Raw genomic sequence first — 21,476 nt, 5'->3', positions numbered from 1 at the left:
GCGGGCTCTGAAATAGAGTTTAACTCAATGAGCCGATGTATGGATTCAGGTTGACACATAGGGTTGAGTCCGATAAGCCAGCCGACCTCATCTAGAGTCGCAGATGCCGAATGCTGCGCATAGGCGCTGTAGAAGACTTCCGAGATTGATAGGTAGCGGGTATCGTCTACTTCAATCCAAATGATTTGCACGGTGACCAGCACTACAGTCATCAACACTAAATTGATTCGATTGGCAATACGCAACGTGAAGTAGAATCTGTGCTCTTCACTGAACTGGGCTCTCAGGGCTTTGTCCGATAGGATATACAGCGCTAAAAAGGAGAGAATGCTGCCAAAGAGGACGTACCATTCAAATATCTGTAGCCCTGTCATCATCACCAGAACAAACAGTGCAGCGACGATGGAAGACATGGCTAAGACTAAGTTTGCGAGATTACTGCTCCAGAGAAAGCGCCTGGCCGCGCTGGACTCCGGGGTAACGTGAGCTAGCAGGGCATGCCGCTTGATCATGTGGACAGGATGGAGATAACGATATGCCAGCCACCCCAAAAATGTAGCCATGGCTATTACATGGAAATGGTCCATACCAGCCAGTGAGTAATGCCAAAGCCCCGCGAGAACCCCGGTAATGGCGGGCACGGAGTAAAGCCAAATTTTGGTAGACGAATTGTACATCGCGTTTGCCTGCTGTATTTCAGTGGCCAATATCCCTCCAGCGATAACGCTAACAGGGGTAGACGTTGATCTCTATGAGAGCTTTGACCTGGAGGGTCTCAGGTTGCTGCCCTTAATTCGGTTTTCTGGCCGCTGGCGTGATTTTAGAATAGGCGAATGAAAATGGGCACTCAATATAACAAATTCGTATCAACAAGTGGTTCCCAGTAAGGGAACATTTCGGCTATAGTTCCCTTTATGGGAACCTGAGGTTTTTATGAGAGTCTTAGGACGAGACAAGCTGTATAAGTTTATTAAAAAACACGCAAATTCAAAGGGTGCTCTGGAAAGCTGGTTGGCGGAGGCCGAGGTAGCTTCATGGGAGACGCCCGATCAGGTGCGAGCCCGTTACCCCAGAGCGAGCATTCTTCCTGGCAATAGGGTTGTCTTCCGGATTAAAGGCAATGATTACCGTTTGATGGTAAGGGCTCGGTACCAGCAAGGCGTCTTGAGGGTTGAATGGGTGGGTACCCATGCTGAATATGACAAGCAGACCTTCTAGGACGGAGGGTGAGGTGATGATGAAATTGATTAAATCCGATTTTGACCTTCAGGCCGCTCTGGCGCGCCTGGATGAGCTATTTGACCTGGATCCGGCTCCCGGCACTTCTGAGAGCGACGAGATTGAGGTGCTCGCGCTGTTGATAGAGACCTATGAGAAAGAGGCCTTTCCTATCGATTTGCCCAGTCCTACTGAGGCCATCAAGTTTCGGATGGATCAACAGGGGCTCGCTCAAAAAGATCTCGTCCCTTATATCGGGTCCAAATCCAAGGTCTCCGAGGTACTTAACGGCAAGCGGGCGCTAAGTCTCAAGATGATTCGTAACCTGAACCAAGGGCTGGGCATCCCCTATGAGGTGCTGATTCAGGAGCAAGCCCCCATTGAGGCCCACCTGAAGTTGGGGTAGAACACTTGAATCAACCAGAGTGCCCCTAGGCTCTTTCAGTCTGACTCGCCAGCTCCGGCTTCAGGTCGCCCAGCGCCACCTCCACAAAATGCTCCTGCCGATCATCCACCAGCGGAATGCGCTTGTCGGCGCACTCCTGCTCGTCTACCCGCACGCTCACGACGCTCTGGTCCGGGCCCTTGTCCGGGCAGGTCACGGTAATGTGATAGACCGTATCGCGGTAGCGGTAGTGGATTTTAAAGGACTCCCAGTCGGCCGGGACGCGGGGCGCGAGACGCAGGTGGTCTCCCTCCAGGCGCAGGCCCAGCAGGGTTTCCACGGAGAGCTGATACATCCAGCCGGCGGCGCCGGTGTACCAGGTCCAGCCGCCGCGCCCGATGTGCGGCGCTACGCCGTAGATGTCGGCGCACATCACATAGGGTTCCACTTTGTATTGGGCAATGGCCTCGGGGGTGTCGCCGTGGTTGATGGGGTTGAGCATGCCGAACAGTTCCCAGGCGCGCTCGGTGTTTCCGACTTTGGCAAAGGCCATGGTGGCCCAGATGGCGGCGTGGGTGTACTGTCCGCCGTTTTCGCGCACGCCCGGAATGTAGCCTTTGATGTAGCCCGGCTCCAGTTCGGAGGTGTCGAACGGCGGGTCCAGTAGCTGGATGATCTGGTGGTCCCGGCGCACCAGACGTTGGTCGACGGCCTGCATGGCCCGATGGGCGCGCTCGGGGTCGCCGCCGCCGGAGATGATCGACCAGCTCTGACTGATGGAGTCGATCTGACACTCTTCATTGGTGGAGGAGCCCAGCGGTGTGCCATCGTCGAAATAGGCCCGCCGATACCAGTCGCCGTCCCAGGCTTCTGTCTCAATATGCGTGCGCAACTCGGCGGCCTGAGTGCGGCAGAAGTCGGCAAACTCTGCGTCGCCCCGGTTGTCCGCCAGCTCGGCAAAGGAGTCGAGGTTGCTGTAGAGGAACCAGGCCAGCCAGACGCTTTCGCCCTTGCCCTCGATGCCGACCAGGTTCATGCCGTCGTTCCAGTCGCCGCAGCCCATCAGCGGTAGGTGGTGCACGCCAAAGCGCAGGCCGTACTTGATCGCACGTACGCAGTGCTCGTAAAAGCTGGCGGTTTCCGGTGACTGATCCGGTTGGTCGTAGTTGGCCTCCTCGCCATCATACAGCGCCCGGCCTTCCAGAAAGTGGATCGGCTCATCGAGCACGCCGGTGTCGCCGGTGGTGCGCAGATAGCGGCAGGCCGCAAAGGGGAGCCACAGATAATCGTCGGAGAAGCGGGTGCGCACGCCCTGGCCCCTGGGCGGATGCCACCAGTGCTGCACGTCCCCCTCGGCGAACTGTCGACTGGCGCAGCGCAACAACTGCTCGCGCGTCAGCCAGGGGGTGGCATGAATCAGTGCCAGGGTGTCCTGCAATTGGTCGCGGAACCCGAAGGCGCCGCCGGACTGATAATTGCCGCTGCGCGCCCAGAGTCGGCAGGAAATGGTCTGGTACACCAGCCAGCCGTTGGTCAGTATATTGAGCGCCGGGTCGGGGGTATCGACGTTCACCGCCCCCAAGGTATGGCTCCAGTACTCCCATACGGTTTCCAGCGCCTGGCGGGCACCCGCGTGCCCGCTGAACTGCTGGATGAAATGCCGCGCCTCGTCGCCATTGGCTGCCGCGCCAAAGGTGAACACGATGTCGCGTGTTTCTCCGGGGGCCAGCTCGATGTTTGACTGAATGGCCGCGCAGGGATCAAAGCCTGAGCCGGTAGCACCGGACAGACGCTTGCGGCGCATGGCGGCCGGTTGGGCCAGAGTGCCGTTGCGGCCGATGAACTCGGCGCGGCTGCCACTGAGGCTCCGCTCCCGTTCGCTGACCTGGGCAAACACCACCCGGTTGGCGGCTTCACTGCCGTAGGGGTTGCGCGCGAACAGGGCGCCGGTATGCGCGTCCGTCTCGGTGGTGATGTGCATGGCGTTGCTGTGGCGCCACTCGCCCATGACCAGTTCCCAGAAACCCGTGAGCGACAGCTGACGATGGCGATCGGATTCGTTGTGCAGTTTGATCACGACCAGCTTTACCGGCGCATCCATGGACACATAGGTGGTCAGTTCGGAGGTGATGCCGGTCTCCTGATGTTCGAACACACTGTAGCCAAAGCCGTGGCGACACACATACCCGGACCGACCCCGAGCGGGCAGAGGTGTGGGCGACCAGAAAGCCCCGGTCTCTTCGTCGCGCAGATAGAAGGCTTCGCCACTGCTGTCTGACAGGGGGTCATTGTGCCAGGACGTCATTCGGAACTCGTGGGCGTTTTCGGCCCAGGTATAGGCGCTGCCACTCTCACTGACCACGGTGCCCAAGTGCGGGCTGGCGATGACGTTGACCCAGGGGGCCGGTGTGGTCTGGCCCGGTTCGAGCATGACCACATATTCGCGCCCATCGGGCGTGAACCCACCCAGGCCGTTGTTGAAAATCAGCTGCCGTGGGTTGAGCGGATGCACCGGTTCGGTCAGTCGGGATTGCACCGGCTCGAGCAGGTCCGATGGCCGGTCCGTTGACACCCGGCGCTCCACCTGCTCCACCAGTGTTTTACCTGAGTCACTGAAAACAATGCGGGCCACTGCCTGCAGCAGGGTCCACTCGTCTTTGCCCAGCTCTTCGGCCCGGCGCAGAAATACCCCGCCCGGTTTGTCGATCAGCTGGGCATCGGGGCCGGCGCCGATCAGCCCCATGATCTGTTGATGCAGCTCGGCCCGGTAGCCGGAAAAATCCTCGTTCACAATCACCAGGTCGGAGCGGAGCCCTTTCAATCGCCAATAGGCGTGAGCCTGCAGTACCTGTTTGACCAGCGCGATGCGATGGATGTCACCGGTGTGCAGCAACACGATGGGCAGATCGCCCGAGATGCCAAAGCGCCAGAGGCCGGATTGGCCCAGAGGGTTGCGGGCGATGCACTCGAGCGAAGCGCGGCGCAGGGCGTGACCGTAAATCACCGAGTTGGCAAAACGCCCATAGACCTGGGCATCGGCTTCTGTGGCGTTCAGGTGGCGCAGCACCTCCTGGCTCTGGAAGCAGGCCATTTCGAAAGCCCGCTCCACAAAGTGACGGTCGCGGTACTTTTCAATGAGCACCAGAGCGGCGTCGCGGGTGTCGGCCATGCCGGTGATGATTTGCACGCTCGCCGATTTGTCAGGTTCGATGGTGAGAGTGCGACGGATGGCGACAATGGGATCGAGCACCGGGCCTTCCGTGTTTGATAAAGCGCTGATCAAGGGCGAGCGGTCTCTCTGCTGTGCCAGTGCCAGAGGGTTGGCCGCTGTGCGATCTCGTCCAATAAACTGCGCGCGGTCGGTCTCGAAAGTTGCGTTGTCGGCCACTTCGCCCGGCGCCGCCAGCAGGTGAAACATCCAGGGCATCTGTTCGCCCGGTGTGCGCGGGCGTCGGGTACAGAGGATGGCGCCGAGTTCGGGCAGAATTTCGGTCTGCACAAACAGATTGCTGAACGCCCGGTGGGCCAGGTCGGCATTGAGGTTGGCCAGCACCACTTCGGCGTAGCTGGTCACCTCAATGCGACGGCGTCGCGACGACTGGTTGGTCAGCGTCACACGACGGATCTCCACGTCGTCCTCGGGTGAAACGCACAGCTCTGTGTGAGTTTCGATGGCCTGATCGCGGCGGCGGTATTCGGCACGGGCCTGCACGAAAATGGCCTCGTAGTGATCGGGTTGTCGCAGCGTCGGCTGAAAGGTGGTCGACCAGTATTGGCCGTCCTCACAATCGCGCAGATAAATGAATGTGCCCCAGTTATCCTGGGTGGTGTCTTCGCGCCAGCGGGTCAATGTCAGCTCGTCCCAGCGGCTGGTGCTGCCGCCCGCATGAGTGGCCATCACGTGATAGCGACCATTGGAGAGCAGATGCACCTCGGGCACGGGGGTGTCCGGGTTGGTAAACACCCGCAGCGTGCCTTCGTCATCCGCGCTTGGGGGGCGGGCGGCGGCGCTGACTTCCGCCGCGTGGGGGTGCAGGGTAGCGCCCCTTTTGGGGACGCGCTCCTGCAGCAACAATTCTGTGGCGCGGGCCAGCGGGTCGGACATGAACCGGCGTTGCATGGGCTGGTCGAGCAGTACCTGTGCAAAGGCCAGAAAGCTCATTCCCTGGTGGTGCACCATGAAGTTTTTCACAATGGCTCTGGCGTCATTACGTGGCACGCGCGAAGGCGTGTAATCAATCGCTTCGTAAAAACCATAGGCCCCGAGAAATTCCTGCTCCGCCATGGCCTGCAGATTCCGGCAGGCTTCTTTCGGCATCACCATCAACGCCAGGGCGCTGGCGTAGGGCGCGATCACCAGGTCGTCGCCCAGCCCGCGCTTGAAGCCCAGGCCTGGCACACCGAAGGCCCGGTACTGATAAATCTGATGCAGGTCTGTGGCGTTGTAGCAGGACTCGGAAATCCCCCAGGGCACGTGGCGCTGACGGCCGTATTCAATCTGGCGTTCGACCGCGGCCTTGCAGCTCTGGTGCAGGAGGGTGTCCGGGTAGCTGGGCATGATCAGCTGCGGCATGAGGTACTCAAACATCGAACCGCTCCAGGAGATCAGACTGACATTGCCGCCGCGACTGGTCAGCAGACGCCCGAGTGAGAACCAGTGTTTCTGCGGGACCTGGCCCTGGGCAATGAGCAGGAAACTGGCCAGGCGGGCTTCCGAGGCGAGCAGGTCATAGCAGGCCGGGTCGCGCCGGCGCTCGCCCACATCAAAGCCAATGGCCAGCAGGCCGCGCGTGGAGTCGTAGAGAAACTCAAAGTCCATCGCCGCCAGAGCGCGACACCGGGAGACAAGCCGATTGATCAGGTCAAGCTGCATCAATGCCCGGGCGCTGTGTAACTGCACCCGCTGGGGCATGGGCCTGTCCGACCAGGAGCCGGGAACCAGTTCGGCCAGCTCCTGGCGCAGTGCCTGCAACTGTCGATCGAATGCCAGTGCCCAATACCGTTGCTCCTCTTCCTCTTGTTGCTCCCGGGGGTCCCCGCCATCGCTCCGCAGGGGCAGCGCCTGCAGAAGGTCGCGACTGAGCGGATGCATCGCCTTCAAAGCCTCGATGGCGTCCTCGAGCGTCCAGGCATCGGCGTCCGTGGCACAAGTGTTCAGCGCCTGTTGCAGCGGGCGTACCTTCCCGGCCAGCGCCGTATTCGGGCCGGTTGGGAGCTGCTCGGCAAACACCTGCAGCGTATCCTGCAAGCCCTGCAGGGCGCGGGAAGAAAATACCGGCTGGCTTTTCAGCTCGAGCAGACCGGCCTGCAGGGTGAGCAGGCTGCCGGCGAGGTTGCCGCTGTCCACCGAGGAGACATAGTGTGGATGCAGTATTTGCAGGCTGCGGGTGTCATACCAGTTGTAAAAGTGCCCGCGGTAGCGCTCCAGTTGTTCCATCGCGCTCAGGGTATGGTCGATGCGCTTGAGACATTCCCCGGCGGTGATGTAGCCAAAATCGCAGGCGGCCAGATCCGCCAGAAGTGACAGGCCCATATTGGTGGGCGAGGTACGCGAGGCGATGACCGGAGTGGGGTGCTCCTGAAAATTGTCGGGCGGTAGCCAGTTGTCCTCGGGACCGACAAAGTCTTCGAAGTAACGCCAGGTGCGGCGCGCGGTCAGGCGAAGGAAGGTCTCCTGGTCGGCGCTCAGACCCGGACTCCGGGCGGGCAGTGGCCGACTGAGCCACCAGGCGATGAGGGGCGATACCAGCCACAGCAACAGAAAGGGGCCGGCGTAAAGGCCAGCGCCCGGAGCTCCGGTGGCGGCCAGTGCCACTCCCAGCCCCAGTGCGAGCGCGGGGCCAACCCACATTTCCCGAAACAGATCGAACAGGCTGGTGCGCGCATTGCGGCGCGCGTAGCTGGGCAATTGCCACAGCAACAGCCCGCGCGACGTGAACAGCATGCGTACGCCCGAGCGCAGGATCGCACTGAGATTGATCAGCGTGTCATAGGGCAGGAACGCCAGTGAGAGCACCGCCAGACTCAGCGGACTTCGGATCGAGACGGCCACCTGCCTGATATGGGCCAGCCAGTCGAGCTCCCGGGATTTACGCAGCAGCTCGATCAGGCTGCCCATGACCGGGGGCAGAGCCACGCCGATCAGCGCGGCCAGGCTCCAGACCCACAGGGGCCCCAGCCCGGAGAGCCAGCCACCGGCGAGCAGCGCCAGTAACGCGGGGGCGACCAGGCTTCGTCTGAGGTTGTCCAGCAGCTTCCAGCGCGAGAGGGACGAGAGCGGGTTTTTGACCCGCTCGGCTGGGTCGGCACTGCGCACCCGTGGCAGCAGCCAGCCGAGCAATTGCCAGTCGCCCCGGATCCAGCGATGACGCCGACTGCTTTCCATGGGCAGCGTGGCCGGGTGGTCTTCAACCAGCAACACATCCGTCACCAGAGCGGAGCGCGCGTAACCGCCCTCCAGCAGGTCGTGACTGAGAATGAGATTCTCCGGAAAGCGCTCGTCGACCGCCTGGCGAAACGCATCCACATCGTAGATGCCCTTGCCCACAAAGGAGCCTTCGCCGAAGACGTCCTGATACACATCGGACACTTCGCGCGTATAGGGGTCGATGCCCGAATCGCCGGCGTGCAGTCGGGTAAACCGCGATTGCCCCGCGCTGAGCAGGCTGATGGCAACCCCCGGTTGCAGCACCGCGTGCCCCTCCACAATACGGCCTTTGTCGGGGTCGTACACCGGTCGGTTGAGCGGATGTGCCAGGTTGCCAATCAGGGCGCGCGCGGTATCGCGCGGCAACTGGGTGTCGGTATCGAGCGTAATCACATATTGAATGGAGTTGAGTAGCTCCGGGTCGCCCAGCGTTTCTGAAAAGTCGGTGTCGTCGTCGCTTCGGAGTCGGGCATTGAACTGTTCCAGTTTGCCGCGTTTTCGCTCGTAGCCCATCCACCGCTTCTCGATGGGATTCCACAGGCGTGGGCGGTGAAACCAGTAGAAAATGCAGGGTCGATCGTCCCGGTAGGTATCATTGAGTGTTGCCACGGCCGTGCGCAGACGCTCGAGAATCGCCTCATCGCCGGGCATCACCGGTTCGTGGGCGTCGGGAAAGTCGGTGAGCAGCGCGAAAAACAGATTGGGGTCGCGATTGCCGAGGTAGCGGATTTCCATGGCCTCCACCAGCTGATCGACCGCTTCCACCTTGCCCACCAAGGTCGGGACCACCACCATGGTGCGGTGTTGATCGGGCACTCCCCTGGAGAAGTCCAGGCGGGGCAGGACGCGTGGGGGCAGCAGGAGCGTGACCCCCAGGTGGGTCAGGGAGAGGGCGAGTGCCGAAGCAACTGCCAGCAGCGGAAGGGTCAACAACCACAGACGCCAGTCGCCGACCAGTTCAGTCCCCCGGAAATCAACTCCCAGCGTCAACCATACCGCCAGCATGGCGACCAGGGTGAGCAGTCCGGTCGGTACAAAATACAGTGGCAGACACCCGCGGCGGCCCAGGCGGCACAGTCGCGCTCCCCAGCTCGGCCGGTAATTGACGGCCTGCTCCAGCACAGGGCGGCCCCGGTCGACCAGGTAGTAGCCGACATGAGCCCGGCGGTCCTCAAGGCCCCATTGAGCGCCCGCCTCCTGGGCCAAGGACGCCGCCTCCTGGGCCACAGCCCGCTCGTCGTAGGCACTGCGCCGGGCAATGTCCTCCACTACATGTCGGTACCGGTCCCGGGTGGCAAAATCCTGTTGTACGTCATCTTCGCGAAGGACCGCCTCCACCAGGCTGAGCTCCTCAACGTACAGCGTCCAGTCGGTGGCATCGATAAAACGCAGGCTGCCGATACTGTTGGCGATGGACAGCTGGTTTTCGGCGGCCAGACGGCTGTCCGCCTCGGACAGTCGGGTGGCGGTAATTCCCTGCGCCGACAGCTGTTGCTCCACCCAGGTCTGCACAAAGGCCAGCGTCGGGCCCTGGGCCTTCAGGCGATCATAAAATTCTTCCACAAAGGCGGCGGTCAGGGGCACATCCGCATTGGCAAATTCGGCCAACAGTTGGGTCAACTGTCTGGGGTCACTCTCGGCTGTGGTGAGCATACGGTCGGCCCAGCTGATGGCGGCATCGCGCTCCTGGCGGCGCTGGGCGATGCGCAGTCCGACACGGCGCAGATTTTCCAGAAGCGCCAGCTGCAGCATGGTCGGAAATGCCCACAGCTCCCCGATCTTCAGCGGTTCCACCGTCTGATAGGCGGCAATAAACCGGGTCGCATTGTCCTGATCCACCCGGCCATCCATATGGGAAATCAACTGCAGTGCCAGATCATAAATGCGGGGGAAGCCGGCCGAAAGGCCGTTGCTCAGGCGCGGTAGCTGGCGGCTGTAGCCGCGCGGAAGATGACGGCGGACGAGCGTGATCTGTTGTTCAATCAGATAATAGTTGTCAAGCAACCAGGTTTCGGCCGAGACCACCGGTTGGCCCAGAGCCACGGCGCGGGTGACCACGTCGTAGGCCTCGTGCAGAACGCGCGCATTGTCCGCCAGGCGGGGCAACAGCTTGTCGGGCCCCGGCTCCGTATCGATCTGATGCTGGCCTGCCAGAATAACGGCGTGGCGGGTCATCTGGTCGATGCTGAACAGGGCGGAACGCAGCAACTCGGTATCCCGGTCGTGACGCAGCGAACGACGCGTGCGTGACGCCAAATCGAACTTTTTGATAGTGATGACGGACTCCTTGTTGGCTTCTGAGGCTGAACACCGCAGAGTTCAGTTTGCGCCGCAAATTCGGTCCCGTCTGTGGGTTGCCGAACCGATGGGTTCCGGTTTACACCGGCAAAGCGCTGTGGCATCGTCAAGTATTTGGTTGCACTCGAAAAATGACGGTCGCCGGACATCGATCCGCCGATCAATATTGGTGGGTGCGCCGCTGAGTGAGACCTCTGGTCATGAAAGACCTGATCCGCCAATTCGGGCGCCTGCGCCTGTTGGCACTGGTGCTGACCTATCTGCCGTTCGTCGCCATTCCGCTGGCCGGGCTTGTCTGGCTGTGGCAGACCGGCCACATGGGGCACTGGCTGTTGCTGTTGGCGCTCTGCGGTGGCCTGGCGATGCTGTTGCAGTGGTGGCTGGTATTCAACGATAAGCGCCGGGCCTTTGAGTTTCGGACGCAGCCGGACAGCAACTGGTCACCGACCGCCGAGGGCGCCTGGGCGCAGGTCGAAGATCTGGCGCAGAGCGCCGACCCGGCCGACTATTCCCTGAGTGAGGGCTCGGCGCTCTGGCTGCTGGCCCAGAACACCCTGGAGCGGGTGGCCGGGCATTTCCATCCCGAAAAAGAGCGGCCTCTGCTGGAACTGACCCTGCCCCATACGCTACTGATCATCGAGCGGGCCAGCCGCGAATTGCGCAAGGAGATTGTGCACACCCTGCCGTTCAGTCATCGGCTCAGTCTGGGCAACCTGGTTCAGGCGCGCCGCCTGCAGCAGACCGCCGCGCGTTACCACAACGCCTACCGCGTGGGGCGGGCACTGGTCAGCCCCGCCACGGCGATTTACAAAGAGTTCAGCCGAGCGGTGGGTGGGCATATTCTGGATTACGGCAGTGACCGGCTACAGCGCTGGTTGCTCCAGGAATATGTGCGCAAGGTCGGGTTTTACTCCATTGAACTGTACTGCGGCAATTTGCTGCTGAGCGGCGAGCTGGTGGGCGCCGAGGGACAGCCCCTGCAGGTGCTGGTGATCGGCCCCGCCCAAAGCGGTAAAACCAGCCTGATCGACGCGCTTGGCGGCGGCGAAGCGGAAGCCAGCCCGGAGGCGAGCGACAAATGGATCACCGCCCACCGGCTCACTTCCGCCGACTGGGGCGAACTGGAGCTGTGGGACACGCCCGCCTGGAAAAACCTGCCCCGGCGCCAGGCCCGACGGGCGGTGGCGGCGGCCGATACCATCATCTGGGTGAGCGATGCGGCGCAGATGGACACCGACTATGACGCCGAACAACTGAAGCGCCTCAAGCGCTGGCTGGGCCACCGCGCCGGCCAGCCCGAGCCGCCGCTGCTGGTGGCACTGACACACTGCGAACAGGAAGATCCATCGCAGCTGCAGTCCAATGTCGCCGCCAGGCTGTCGGTGGCGACGGAAAACATCGTCATGCTCTCCCTCGCCGATCCCCTCGCTACCCAGGCCCGTGAGCAATTACACGCCGCCTTCGCCACCCATCACGCCCAGGCCGTGCGCAGCCACTACTGGCGCTACCTCCACCGCCAGCGCCGGGCGGAAAATCGCGAGCTGGCCGGGCGCCAGTTGCGCCACGCCGCCGGCAATGCCTGGCGCGCCGCGCGCGGTGTCTTTCGGCGTAACAAGAAGCGGTAGCGCCTTCAAGTCTCGGTGGAAGTCACCACCGAATTCCGCAGCTATCAAAGCCAGGGGGAGGGTGTAGTGGTCATCTAGTGCGGAGGTATTCCTCGCAATCCTCAGCAGACAGAGGCTTGGCATATAAAAACCCTTGTCCTGCATCACAGCCTAACCTTTGGAGGTGGCTTTCCTGTTCCTTGGTTTCAACTCCCTCTGCCAGTACATCCAGTCCCAGGCTGTGCCCCATTTTGATGATCGCCTCGGCAATCGCTCCACTTTTCTGGTCGCCTGCCAGCGCCCGAGTGAATGATTGGTCAATTTTTAATCGGTGGAGTGGAAATTGATTCAGGTAATTCAGGCTTGAATAACCGGTTCCAAAGTCGTCGATGGCAAGTGTGACGCCCAATTCACGAAGCGATTTGAGCTTTTGAGTAACCTGGTCGATGCCTTGCATGACCACGCCTTCGGTGACTTCCAGCTCCAGTAAGTCGGGCTGTAGCTCTGTGCGTAAAAGCACGTCGCTTATCCGATCACAAAAATCAGCCTGGCTGAATTGATGGGCCGAAATGTTCACTGCGATAGACCCTTTCGTTAAGCCCATAGACACCCAACGAGCGTGCTGTTTGCAGGCCGTTTCCAGTACCCAATTGCCGACTGGGACAATTAGCCCGCAGTCCTCCGCGATAGGAATAAATTGACCAGGAGAAATTAGCCCAAGGGATGGATGCTGCCATCGAACCAACGCCTCCAGGCCGAGAACATCGCCCGTACTGAGGGAAAGTTGTGGTTGATACATGAGAAACAGTTCATTACGTTCTACAGCACGGTGCAAGTCGCTTTCAAGAGTCAAACGGTCCAACGCGCGCATATTCATTTCAGGCGCGTAGAATTGATAACGGCTGCGGCCCAATTCTTTGGCAATGTACATGGCCGCATCTGCATTACGCAGTAAGGTTCCCGCCTCCTCTCCATCGCGGGGAAAACACGCTATCCCAATACTGATGCCCAAGATAAGTTCGGTTTTTTCCAGAATAAATGGTGTGGCCATGACAGTGAGTAGCTTATCCGCAATAAGAGCCGCATCCTGTTCTTTCTTAATCCCCGTTAGCGCCACGATGAACTCGTCGCCCCCTTGCCGGCTTACCGTATCACCGGAGCGCACGCAACTGGATAGCCGCTTTGCAACCTCCTGTAGAAGCTGGTCGCCCAAGGCATGCCCAAAGACGTCATTTACGTGCTTAAAACGATCCAGGTCCAGGAAGAGTAGGGCGACTTGTTGATCATTCCGCTGGGCGTGCGACAGCGCCACGTTGAGCCGATCGGTTAAAAGCAGCCGATTCGGTAAGTCTGTGAGCGGGTCATGAAGCGCCATATGACTAAGCTGTTCGTTAGCCCGTTGGCGCTCAGCTGCAGCACCAAGGATATTGGCAACCCCTTGCAGAAAACAGACGTCATCGCTCGAGAATTTACGGGGTGTATCGGCGTAAGCGCCAAGCACGCCGACAGGTTGTTCGATTCCGCCCACCAGAACATCGACACCGCTGATAACACCATGGGATCTATGTAGTTCGGACGAAGCGAATCGCGAAGCTTCACTGAAATTATGAATGATGACTGGCTCGTGAGATGTAAGGACCGGATAAGTTTGTGTCTGTTCCCTTGGGTCTGCCACTTGGCGGCCAATCCAGCCAGCTTTCCATCCGATGCCCGCTTTTAGTACCAAAGGTTTTTGAGGTCCGTCCAGTAGAAGAACGTTGCTAAACTCCACGTTCAGGCCTTGTGTGATTGTTGATGCAGCTTCCGTATATACCTCGTCGAGACTCGCGGCAGACAATGCAAACCGTCCAAGCGCGGCGACAAGCAGTTGTTGTTGTGCCCTTGCGTGTAGCGCCAGTTCGGCATGTTTTCGTTCAGAAATGTCCTGAACCGTGCCAAAAAAACCTACGATTTCGTCATTACTATTTTTCCTCGGAACCCCGACTATCTGGACATAGGATGCTTTGCCGGTGTCTCCTTCCCTTGTCCGCAGGTCAAATTTTTGACTTGCGCATGGCGCGGTCTCCAAACTAACCATTTTTGTCAAAAGATCTGCGCTTGCAGAATCGTAGAGAATCGCAATTTCATGGAAGGATTGTGGGGGGCCAAGCCGGCGGTCTCTTCCCAATATCCCATAAAGCGTCTCTGACCAGGTAGACTCTTCTGTTATGATGTTGTATTCCCAATCCCCGATCTTTCCGACCTGCTGGGCCTCATCGAGGCGCTCCTGAGTTCGCTTGAGATCGTCAATATCCGTGCAAGTGCCGAACCATTTGACGATATTGCCTTCAGCATCGCGCATTGGAAGGGCCCTGCCGAGCATCCAGTGGTAGACCCCGTCCCACCGGCGTAGCCGGTATTCAATCTCATAGGGTTCGCCGCTGTTCGTCGCTTGAAGCCACCGCTCGGCCGCACGGTCCCGGTCTTCTGGATGGAAGGGCGGATTCCAGCCAAATCCAAGGCTCTCTTCAAGTGTCAGTCCTGTGTAATCCAGCCAGTGTTGATTGAAGTCGACGTGCCATCCGTCGGGGCGGGTAACCCATACAATTTGAGGCATCGTCTCAACCAGAGTCCGGAATTCCGCCTCGCTTGTGCGCAACGCATCCTGAATTTGGTGGATTTCTGCTTGCTTATCGTTAAATAGCATGACAGCTAATCATTTTCATTGCCTCAATGGAAAACCCTAATAGTGCAGTCTACACCCTGCTGGGAAGAATACACCTCTCAATTAACCCCTTTCGGTGCTCCTCTGGAGGAGAGCTGTATGGCGCATTAATCCCTGTATTCTGGGTGGCTACGCCCAGGCTGTCACATGGACACCTGGCCCGGCCTCTACTCAGCTCACGGCTCCGACCGACACACGATTGCCGCCTGAGGTCTTGCTGAAGTACATGGCTCTGTCGGCGAGGTCGAGAAGCTCCTCGACGCAGTCGCCGTGCTCGGGATAAAAGACTATCCCTACGCTGATGGATTGCTGGTCGTCCTTCACGGCATTGATGAGTCGCTCCATCATATTCCTGCCGCCTGCCGGATCGGTGTCGGGAAGCAGCATCACGAACTCATCACCGCCGTAGCGTGCCAGGACGTCGTAACTGCGCTTGCACGCCTCAAGCCTTTTCGCCACGGCCAGGATGGCCCGGTCACCGGTTGCGTGTCCCCCGTTGTCGTTGATGCGCTTCAGGTTGTCCATGTCGATGACGATCACGCAGTAGGGATGCTGAGAACGCCTGGCCATTTCGTGAATCGGCTTGACCAGATCGTCGAAAGCGCGTCGGTTGAGCAGGCCGGTCAATGGATCCTGGCTGGCCATCTTCAGCAGGGTGCGGTTGGAGACCTGGATGGCATCGGCCAGTGCGGCGGTGAGGTAGCCGACGATCAGCAGGGCAATGACACTGGTACCGACCGGTGCCAAGTTGGTAGTGGCCAGGATGTCGGTGCCCAGGACGTGGAGTAGCAGCAGCTGGCATGCCGCAATTGCAGCCACCTCAAGCATCGTGACCATCACTCCCAGTGTCAGGGCGCTGGTGACTACCGCGAGCAGGTAAAGACTCGCCAAAGGGCCTGTCACCCCCTCGGTGCTGTAGAGAAACCAGGTAATGAAGGCAATCATGACCCAGGTGTGTATGGCCAGTAACCAGCGCTGCCTTTCACCGAAGAAGCGTAAACGGCTGGCCAACAGGCTGAAACCGAAATAGCCAAAGGTCCCTGCCAACACTAGCAGACTTCCTTGGGCGGGAAGGCCCATGATCACCAGGTAGAGGATGACGATCGTGACCAGCAACCACTCGATCTGATGGAGGCCGGCGGAGAATCCCTGAATCTGCACGCCTTGGGGGTCCCACCTCAGGGGTGGTAGGGGAGCTTGATCAGTCATTACATCTTGTCTCGCTGCTCGAATGGTGGTGAGTACAGTAGGGTTCGTTGGACCTTTAACCGAGGTAGTTGGGTAATCAGGGCATCGTGACGAGCGTTTTCCTCTACCAGGAAACCTATTCCCTCAGGTATCAGGTCCCCAGCGGCTGAGTAACGCCAAGGCGTCATCGGCCGCGACCGGGTAAGCTGAACAGGCAGTTGTGTGGCGCATTAATCATTATTGGCTAGTGTAGTGCCTGGTTAGAGACAGTGCAAAGGGGAATCTATTCTGTCGTGTTGTTGTAGGTGCTCTTTCGGTATTCCAGACTCCGGGTTGGTATTCCAAAATATAGCATTGGGTGCCATGGAATACCTTGGAGGCCGGATGTCACTGGACGTTATCGGACTTCAGGGGACCTGAAAACCGCCTAAGTGCCTGATTTCAGGCACAAAAAAAGACGTCCTGGGACGTCTTTAGATGTGGTAATGGTGGAGGCGGGGGGACTCGAACCCTTTCAGGCACCTGCTCAGTATTATGCAAAGTAACACTATATTTTTAAAATCAAAGGGTTACGGATCGGTCTAACCCTCTTTTTGGCTCTATTTACCTCACTTTTTTCGACACTATTTCGACTTCATATTGTGGGTATTGTGTTTTTGTACAGTATTGTTTACTATAAACCCTCAATTAATATTAGCCTTGTTTTGGGCCAAAATAAAATCAATAAAAACAAATACTTATGTTTCTATTGTTTGGGTTTTGTGATTATCCGCATTTCGCCAAATGAGCTTATTCAATTACTTCACTATATTTTACGTACTACCACTTTAAAGTGTTTCTGTTGTCACTTAAGATACAGATATCGCTTTTAATGTTTATTGAAGGTTATTAAAACCGTATTAATTATGTCTTTGCGCGATAAAGAACGCTTGTCCAGGATCGTTGAAGCTTTCGCTTATATAGCGGAAAGGGCTCCTGCGAACAAGAAAAATATGTACAACGTGCTTAAGGTGTTTTATCTGGCCGATAAATTGCACATGGAGCGCTACGGTCGTTTCATCTTTGACGACAGTTATTCCGCTATGGAGCGTGGCCCTGTTCCTTCAGCCGCATACAATCTTATAAAGGACATTAGAGACGGAAGGCAGTTGCCGTTCGATATTGATAGCCCTGTTAAGCTTGGTGCGCGTCACAAAGTAGTGCCTTTGAGGCATGCAGACGAAGACTATTTTAGTGGATCAGATTTGCTGTGCTTGGATGAAGTAATCGAACTCAGCTCTTCTAAAGATTTGGGAGATCTGAGTCACGATGTTGCATGGGCGAATGCTCCTCGTAATAAGTTGATGTCTGATGAAAGCATTCTTTCTACTATGCGGCACAGTAAAGAACTCATTGAGCTGCATACAAACCGGCACCCTTAGTGTGGCTAAAACAGTACGACGGATTGCACTGAGGACCATATGCCGGAATCTGAAAACCCCTTCGAAGCCCTTTTTCTGAACCAACTCCGTGTTGGCACTGTAATATATAAGTTTTGCGATTTTACCACCCCTCCTAAATTCAAGTTTCTAGTTGTTGCCTCCGTTGACCCTAGGCTTCTGGTCTTGTGCGTTAACTCAGAAATCAATACATTTTATATAAGAAACGGAACGGATCGGTTTCATGTAGTGGTTCCTGTGTGCGACCACGATTTTCTTGTGTACGATTCATATGCATGCTGTGTAGAAGCTCATGCGGCGTTTGATATTAGCGATTTGAAGCAGGAAATTCTTGAAGACTATAATCGTATAGTTAAAGGGTTCCTCACTGATGAATGTCTAGAAGAAATCTACAATGCGGTTAAAAGTAATGATGTGATTCGAAGAGGCTATCAAAAAGAAATTGTCGCTTCTATTGAACAACAGCTACCTCATCTTACTTCCACTCTTTCTGAGTAATTTTGCCAATTATTAAAGTTTTTGAGATATATTATGGGTGCAGACGTAGAGCATAAATTCGAAGGAGGTTTTCTTCTTGATGAGGTAAAACTAAGAAAAATAGTTGACCTTATAGAGAGCAGGACTGGGCGGTCGACCGTTGAATTTAAAGTACATAGGGGGGATTCTTACTCTTATGTAACGTCAAATGCTGATGATGTGGCAGATGAAGATAATGACGACTGGAGGGCTATTACAAAGCTTCAGATCTCCATAACCGAAGATTCTCCGAAGTTTTTCATGCTAACATTTTCTGAAAAAGGCATTTCTTTGCATATATCTGGCGAAGATAGAGATTCTGTTTATTTGATATTCTCTGATTTGAGGGGCTACATAAATAACGAAGTACTCACGAAATTTCCTTTCACTGACCATGCCTGGTGGGTTTTGTCGAGAGTCCTCTTCGTTGGGTCTTTTCTTGCGGTAACCTATTTTGTATTTGACGATCAGATCAATAAAAACCCAAGTCATGCCATAAAAGCCCTAGAGTCAAACGACATTTCGGCAAAACTAAATTATTTGATTTCTGAAAAGATGGATCAGATGGTGAGCGCTGCAAGTATTTACTGGATTATTCCTGTTATGTTGATCCCTATTTTTTTCGGCTCAAATATATCAAAAAAAATGTGGCATCTAATTTTTCCAACTAACGAGTTTCTTTTTGGTAAAAGAAAGGTGATTTACGAAAAAAGAAGGTCGTTTATGGAAAAGATCTTTTGGGGTGTTATTGTTGCCGCCGTCGTTACTGGTGTGGTTGGTTTTTTTGTTACTAAGCTAGCCGTTTAGCTGCGGTTATCGGTTGATCCTCTTTTCTATAAAACGCATTGTTAACCGTTTTTTCAATATCATGAGCTGATACCACTTTTACAAGTCGTCGTATGCATCTTTCTCGGTTTTTTTATGGTGCAGATCATTCACAAAAGATATGTTTGTAGACATCACTACAAATATCGCTTTGAGCTGCAAAAAACACAAATAAAAAACAAAAGATATGCCAATTGATTTTATTAACTGAAGGTTTTCAGTGTATAGCTTTGAGGGTGAGAACAACAAATACGACAAGTTAAAAATCAACGTAGAAGATATCACGAACGCGGAGGTTAAAACTATAAGTACCAGATTTTCTATTCTATTTGTTTCTCCTGTTGGAATTATTTTCACATTCCCCGGCGACGTATAAGCCGCAATCGCTTGAGGATAAGAATAGGCAATCCATATTCCAGACAGAGTGAAAACAGCTGCAGATATATTTTGCAAAGTGCTAATAATTGGCTTGACGTCAGTCACTGTAACGCCTTTGGTAGCAAAAAAACCTATTAGCGCACTAACGCCAATATACACAGAATGAGAAAGCACTCTGCTTTTAAGAAAGCTGAAAAACGACTTAAGAAAGTCAACCACTTCCTGTGAGTTTTTCATTTCTCGCCAACTGCCTCTTTAACTCCACTTTCTTGATTGTCATGCAAAATTTGCTGTAGAAGGTCGTCTCTGAGGTTCAACACTCTAGATAACACCGTTGCAGCAGAATGATAATTTTGGTTGCCTTTTAGAATCGGCAGCCTTATTTGCTCTCTTGTTACATATCTACTAAACCACTTTGTGGTTTCGCTTCCTACTTCCTTAAACCCTATGTCATTCCAAAAATTTGAGGGATCATACTCATCGTGGTGAACTTTAATTATTTCGGCCACTTGCTTTGTTGAAAGCTCGGCCTCTTCAATAATCTCTATGCGCTTAGAGTATTTTTTCTTACTTCTAACTTTAGACCAAAGCTCGAAAACAGGATCTTTGTCGTCTTTCTTTTCGGTTGATATTGTATCCCTAACGACAATGTGGCTTATTTTCTGCGCAAGTATAGCTGCGCTCGCCTTGTCTGAATTTAGCTCCTTCGTATTCGCCTCCAATCTAAATGTTAAAGCGTGTTTTTCGTCTTCCGTTTTATAGGTTACAGTCTTCTTACTTATTAGTTTTCCCGTTAGAGGGTTTTCAATATCGCTCTCTTTTACAACTTTTCTGGGGTGGTTGATTCTGTAGTCAATGCATCGCTTAATATACAGGCACACATCTTTAGTAGCAGCGCTTGAGTGCCCAAAATTTATCGTGGCGATAATGTTTAAGCTGGGAATAAACCAGTAATACATGGGCTGACCCAGAATTGCGCTTTGGCCATCAACTTTTGGGTCTATTTTTATGGAATCTCCAGAGTCTTGTTCCACTTTTGCATCTGGAGATATGCCCGTAACGTGCCCGCTGTCATCTCCAAAACGTTTCCAGAGGACCATCAAGACGTCGCCGGTGCTATTGTCTCGTGCTATGTTTTTGCAATAGATTTGGGGTCTCTTAGGGTGAGTTGTCACGTCCCATGGAATGGTTTGGCTGAAGTCACGATCTTTTACCCAGTGATAGAAATCTCTCGCAACCTGTCCAAGGGAGCCCTCAATGTGCTTATGATCCCCACCTACACACCTATAAAGTCCGCACTCTTTTACGTCAAAGAAGCTTATTAAGGCCTTGTCCATATTTCATCCTTTTTAACTGCACAGTTTTTATTCGTTAATGTCCGTGACATCTATTTTTAGAGAATATTTTGTATGGTCAATTTCAAACGAGACCTACAACCGATGTTCTTTTGTTTGTCATCTCCCTTTCCTCTTCCAACGATTGGCAACCTTTGCCGCGATTAACCGACCTTCCCTTGAGTCCCTAAGCGCTCCTTCGCCTCCTTCGCCATTGGGCTTATCTGTCCCGCTTCCGGCAATTCTTCACCGAACACTAACCAATACTTGAACTCGGGAAAGCAATCAGCAATTGCTCTTAACTCGCCCGCTCTCAAAGCAACCTTTCGACGTTGAACGTCGGCAAACCTCGCATAGTCCACTCCCGCTTCTTCCAGGACTGATTTTTTGCTTCGGTCTGTGAATTTAAACAATAGGGCAAGCCTATCTATCTCGTCCATACGATATACAAATACATTTTGGAACTGTTCCAAAAATATGGAATAATTCCAACTGTTGATGGTAAACCGCTCTGCAAAGATACGCGGTCGTTAATGTGAAACATAGTGAGACAAAGCGCATGGACTTTCAAGAACTGGAAACAGAAACCCTGAAACACGCGCCCCCGGTCCTGCCCTGGGTCAAGTTCGCCGAATGGATCGGCCTGGGCGATGAACCCAAAGTCGTCAGAGGCTGGGTCGATCGCGGCTACGTGCCCACCCTCCGCATCGGCAAACGCGTGATGATCAACGTCGAGCTGTTCCGCCACCAACTGCTGGAGGACGAGTAATGGACACCCTCACCAGCCGCATCTACGCCCTGCTCTCGGAAGTCATCGGCACCGCCCTGATACTGGGCCTCTCCGGCGAGGTCCACACCACTGTGCACTATGACACCCGCGCCGGCTTCCTGAGCCTCAACGTCTACCCCGTCGGCGCTGGCCCGGACGAGAACCGCAACCGCGTCACCGTCCTGGTCACCGAAGACGACGACACCCGACACAAGCTCCAGACCCTGGACGCCTACTTAAGAAACGTCATCCGCTACGGCTACATGCCTTTCTGCGGCTTTCCGCCCCTGGCGACCGTGCCCCGGTCTCATTCATCCAGAACTGACTGGGAGACGTCGAGCCCCGCGAGACAAGGGCGCGTGAGCGCGAACCTGTGGGCAACCGGCGAACG

General features: G+C 55.6%; 15 protein-coding genes. 8 read left to right on the top strand and 7 right to left on the bottom strand.

All coding sequences use genetic code 11. From position 1 onward, the window contains the following. On the bottom strand, positions 1–707 hold a 707-nt coding region (locus tag AAE484_RS16965), incomplete at its 3' end, for a hypothetical protein (protein WP_341939626.1). Positions 708–933: 226 nt separating this feature from the next. Between AAE484_RS16965 and AAE484_RS16960 the strand changes: the two genes are divergently transcribed. After that, positions 934–1,218 (top strand): type II toxin-antitoxin system HigB family toxin, encoded by a 285-nt coding sequence (locus tag AAE484_RS16960; RefSeq protein WP_341939625.1) that lies wholly within the window; start codon positions 934–936, stop codon positions 1,216–1,218. Positions 1,219–1,234: 16 nt separating this feature from the next. After that, positions 1,235–1,624, top strand: a complete 390-nt coding sequence (locus AAE484_RS16955) for a helix-turn-helix domain-containing protein (RefSeq protein ID WP_341939624.1) — start codon at positions 1,235–1,237, stop codon at positions 1,622–1,624. 25 nt (positions 1,625–1,649) lie between these two features. Here AAE484_RS16955 and AAE484_RS16950 read toward each other — a convergent pair whose 3' ends face one another. Continuing rightward, positions 1,650–10,286, bottom strand: a complete 8,637-nt coding sequence (locus AAE484_RS16950) for a GH36-type glycosyl hydrolase domain-containing protein (RefSeq protein ID WP_341939623.1) — start codon at positions 10,284–10,286, stop codon at positions 1,650–1,652. Between the two features lie 242 nt (positions 10,287–10,528). Between AAE484_RS16950 and AAE484_RS16945 the strand changes: the two genes are divergently transcribed. Then, positions 10,529–11,953 carry a GTPase domain-containing protein gene (locus tag AAE484_RS16945; protein ID WP_341939622.1) on the top strand — a complete coding sequence of 475 codons (1,425 nt, stop codon included), beginning with the start codon at positions 10,529–10,531 and terminating at the stop codon, positions 11,951–11,953. Between the two features lie 70 nt (positions 11,954–12,023). Here AAE484_RS16945 and AAE484_RS16940 read toward each other — a convergent pair whose 3' ends face one another. Both AAE484_RS16940 and AAE484_RS16935 read right to left on the bottom strand, forming a co-directional pair. Then, complete coding sequence (locus tag AAE484_RS16940; RefSeq protein ID WP_341939621.1) at positions 12,024–14,618, bottom strand: sensor domain-containing protein; 2,595 nt, start codon at positions 14,616–14,618, stop codon at positions 12,024–12,026. Positions 14,619–14,807: 189 nt separating this feature from the next. Next, positions 14,808–15,845, bottom strand: a complete 1,038-nt coding sequence (locus AAE484_RS16935) for a GGDEF domain-containing protein (protein WP_341939620.1) — start codon at positions 15,843–15,845, stop codon at positions 14,808–14,810. Between the two features lie 884 nt (positions 15,846–16,729). Between AAE484_RS16935 and AAE484_RS16930 the strand changes: the two genes are divergently transcribed. The 3 genes from AAE484_RS16930 to AAE484_RS16920 are packed head-to-tail and all read left to right on the top strand — an operon-like array spanning position 16,730 to position 18,586. Continuing rightward, positions 16,730–17,245: a Panacea domain-containing protein gene (locus AAE484_RS16930; RefSeq protein WP_341939619.1), complete on the top strand. Its 516-nt coding sequence runs from the start codon at positions 16,730–16,732 to the stop codon at positions 17,243–17,245. Between the two features lie 39 nt (positions 17,246–17,284). Beyond that, positions 17,285–17,761, top strand: a complete 477-nt coding sequence (locus AAE484_RS16925; RefSeq protein WP_341939618.1) for a hypothetical protein — start codon at positions 17,285–17,287, stop codon at positions 17,759–17,761. Between the two features lie 33 nt (positions 17,762–17,794). Then, positions 17,795–18,586 (top strand): hypothetical protein, encoded by a 792-nt coding sequence (locus AAE484_RS16920; protein WP_341939617.1) that lies wholly within the window; start codon positions 17,795–17,797, stop codon positions 18,584–18,586. 78 nt (positions 18,587–18,664) lie between these two features. Here the strand turns inward: AAE484_RS16920 and AAE484_RS16915 are convergent, their stop codons facing one another. The 3 genes from AAE484_RS16915 to AAE484_RS16905 form a co-directional block, all read right to left on the bottom strand. Next, positions 18,665–19,219 (bottom strand): hypothetical protein, encoded by a 555-nt coding sequence (locus tag AAE484_RS16915; RefSeq protein ID WP_341939616.1) that lies wholly within the window; start codon positions 19,217–19,219, stop codon positions 18,665–18,667. After that, positions 19,216–20,319: a hypothetical protein gene (locus AAE484_RS16910; RefSeq protein WP_341939615.1), complete on the bottom strand. Its 1,104-nt coding sequence runs from the start codon at positions 20,317–20,319 to the stop codon at positions 19,216–19,218. The genes AAE484_RS16915 and AAE484_RS16910 overlap by 4 nt, the downstream gene beginning before the upstream one ends. 161 nt (positions 20,320–20,480) lie before the next feature. Then, the gene (locus AAE484_RS16905; RefSeq protein ID WP_341939614.1) at positions 20,481–20,756 is read right to left on the bottom strand and encodes a hypothetical protein; all 276 of its coding nucleotides are present in this window, start codon (positions 20,754–20,756) and stop codon (positions 20,481–20,483) included. A gap of 119 nt (positions 20,757–20,875) precedes the next feature. On the opposite strand from AAE484_RS16905, the gene AAE484_RS16900 reads away from it, so the two are divergent. Then, on the top strand, positions 20,876–21,085 hold the full coding sequence (locus tag AAE484_RS16900; protein ID WP_341939613.1) for a DNA-binding protein: 210 nt from the start codon (positions 20,876–20,878) through the stop codon (positions 21,083–21,085). Beyond that, a partial coding sequence (locus AAE484_RS16895) for a hypothetical protein (protein WP_341939612.1) occupies positions 21,085–21,476 on the top strand: 392 nt, incomplete at its 3' end. The genes AAE484_RS16900 and AAE484_RS16895, both read left to right, overlap by 1 nt.

The sequence above is a fragment of the Marinimicrobium sp. C2-29 genome (assembly GCF_038419845.1).
Classification (GTDB): domain Bacteria; phylum Pseudomonadota; class Gammaproteobacteria; order Pseudomonadales; family Cellvibrionaceae; genus Marinimicrobium.
This window is presented reverse-complemented; position numbering and strand designations above follow the sequence as displayed.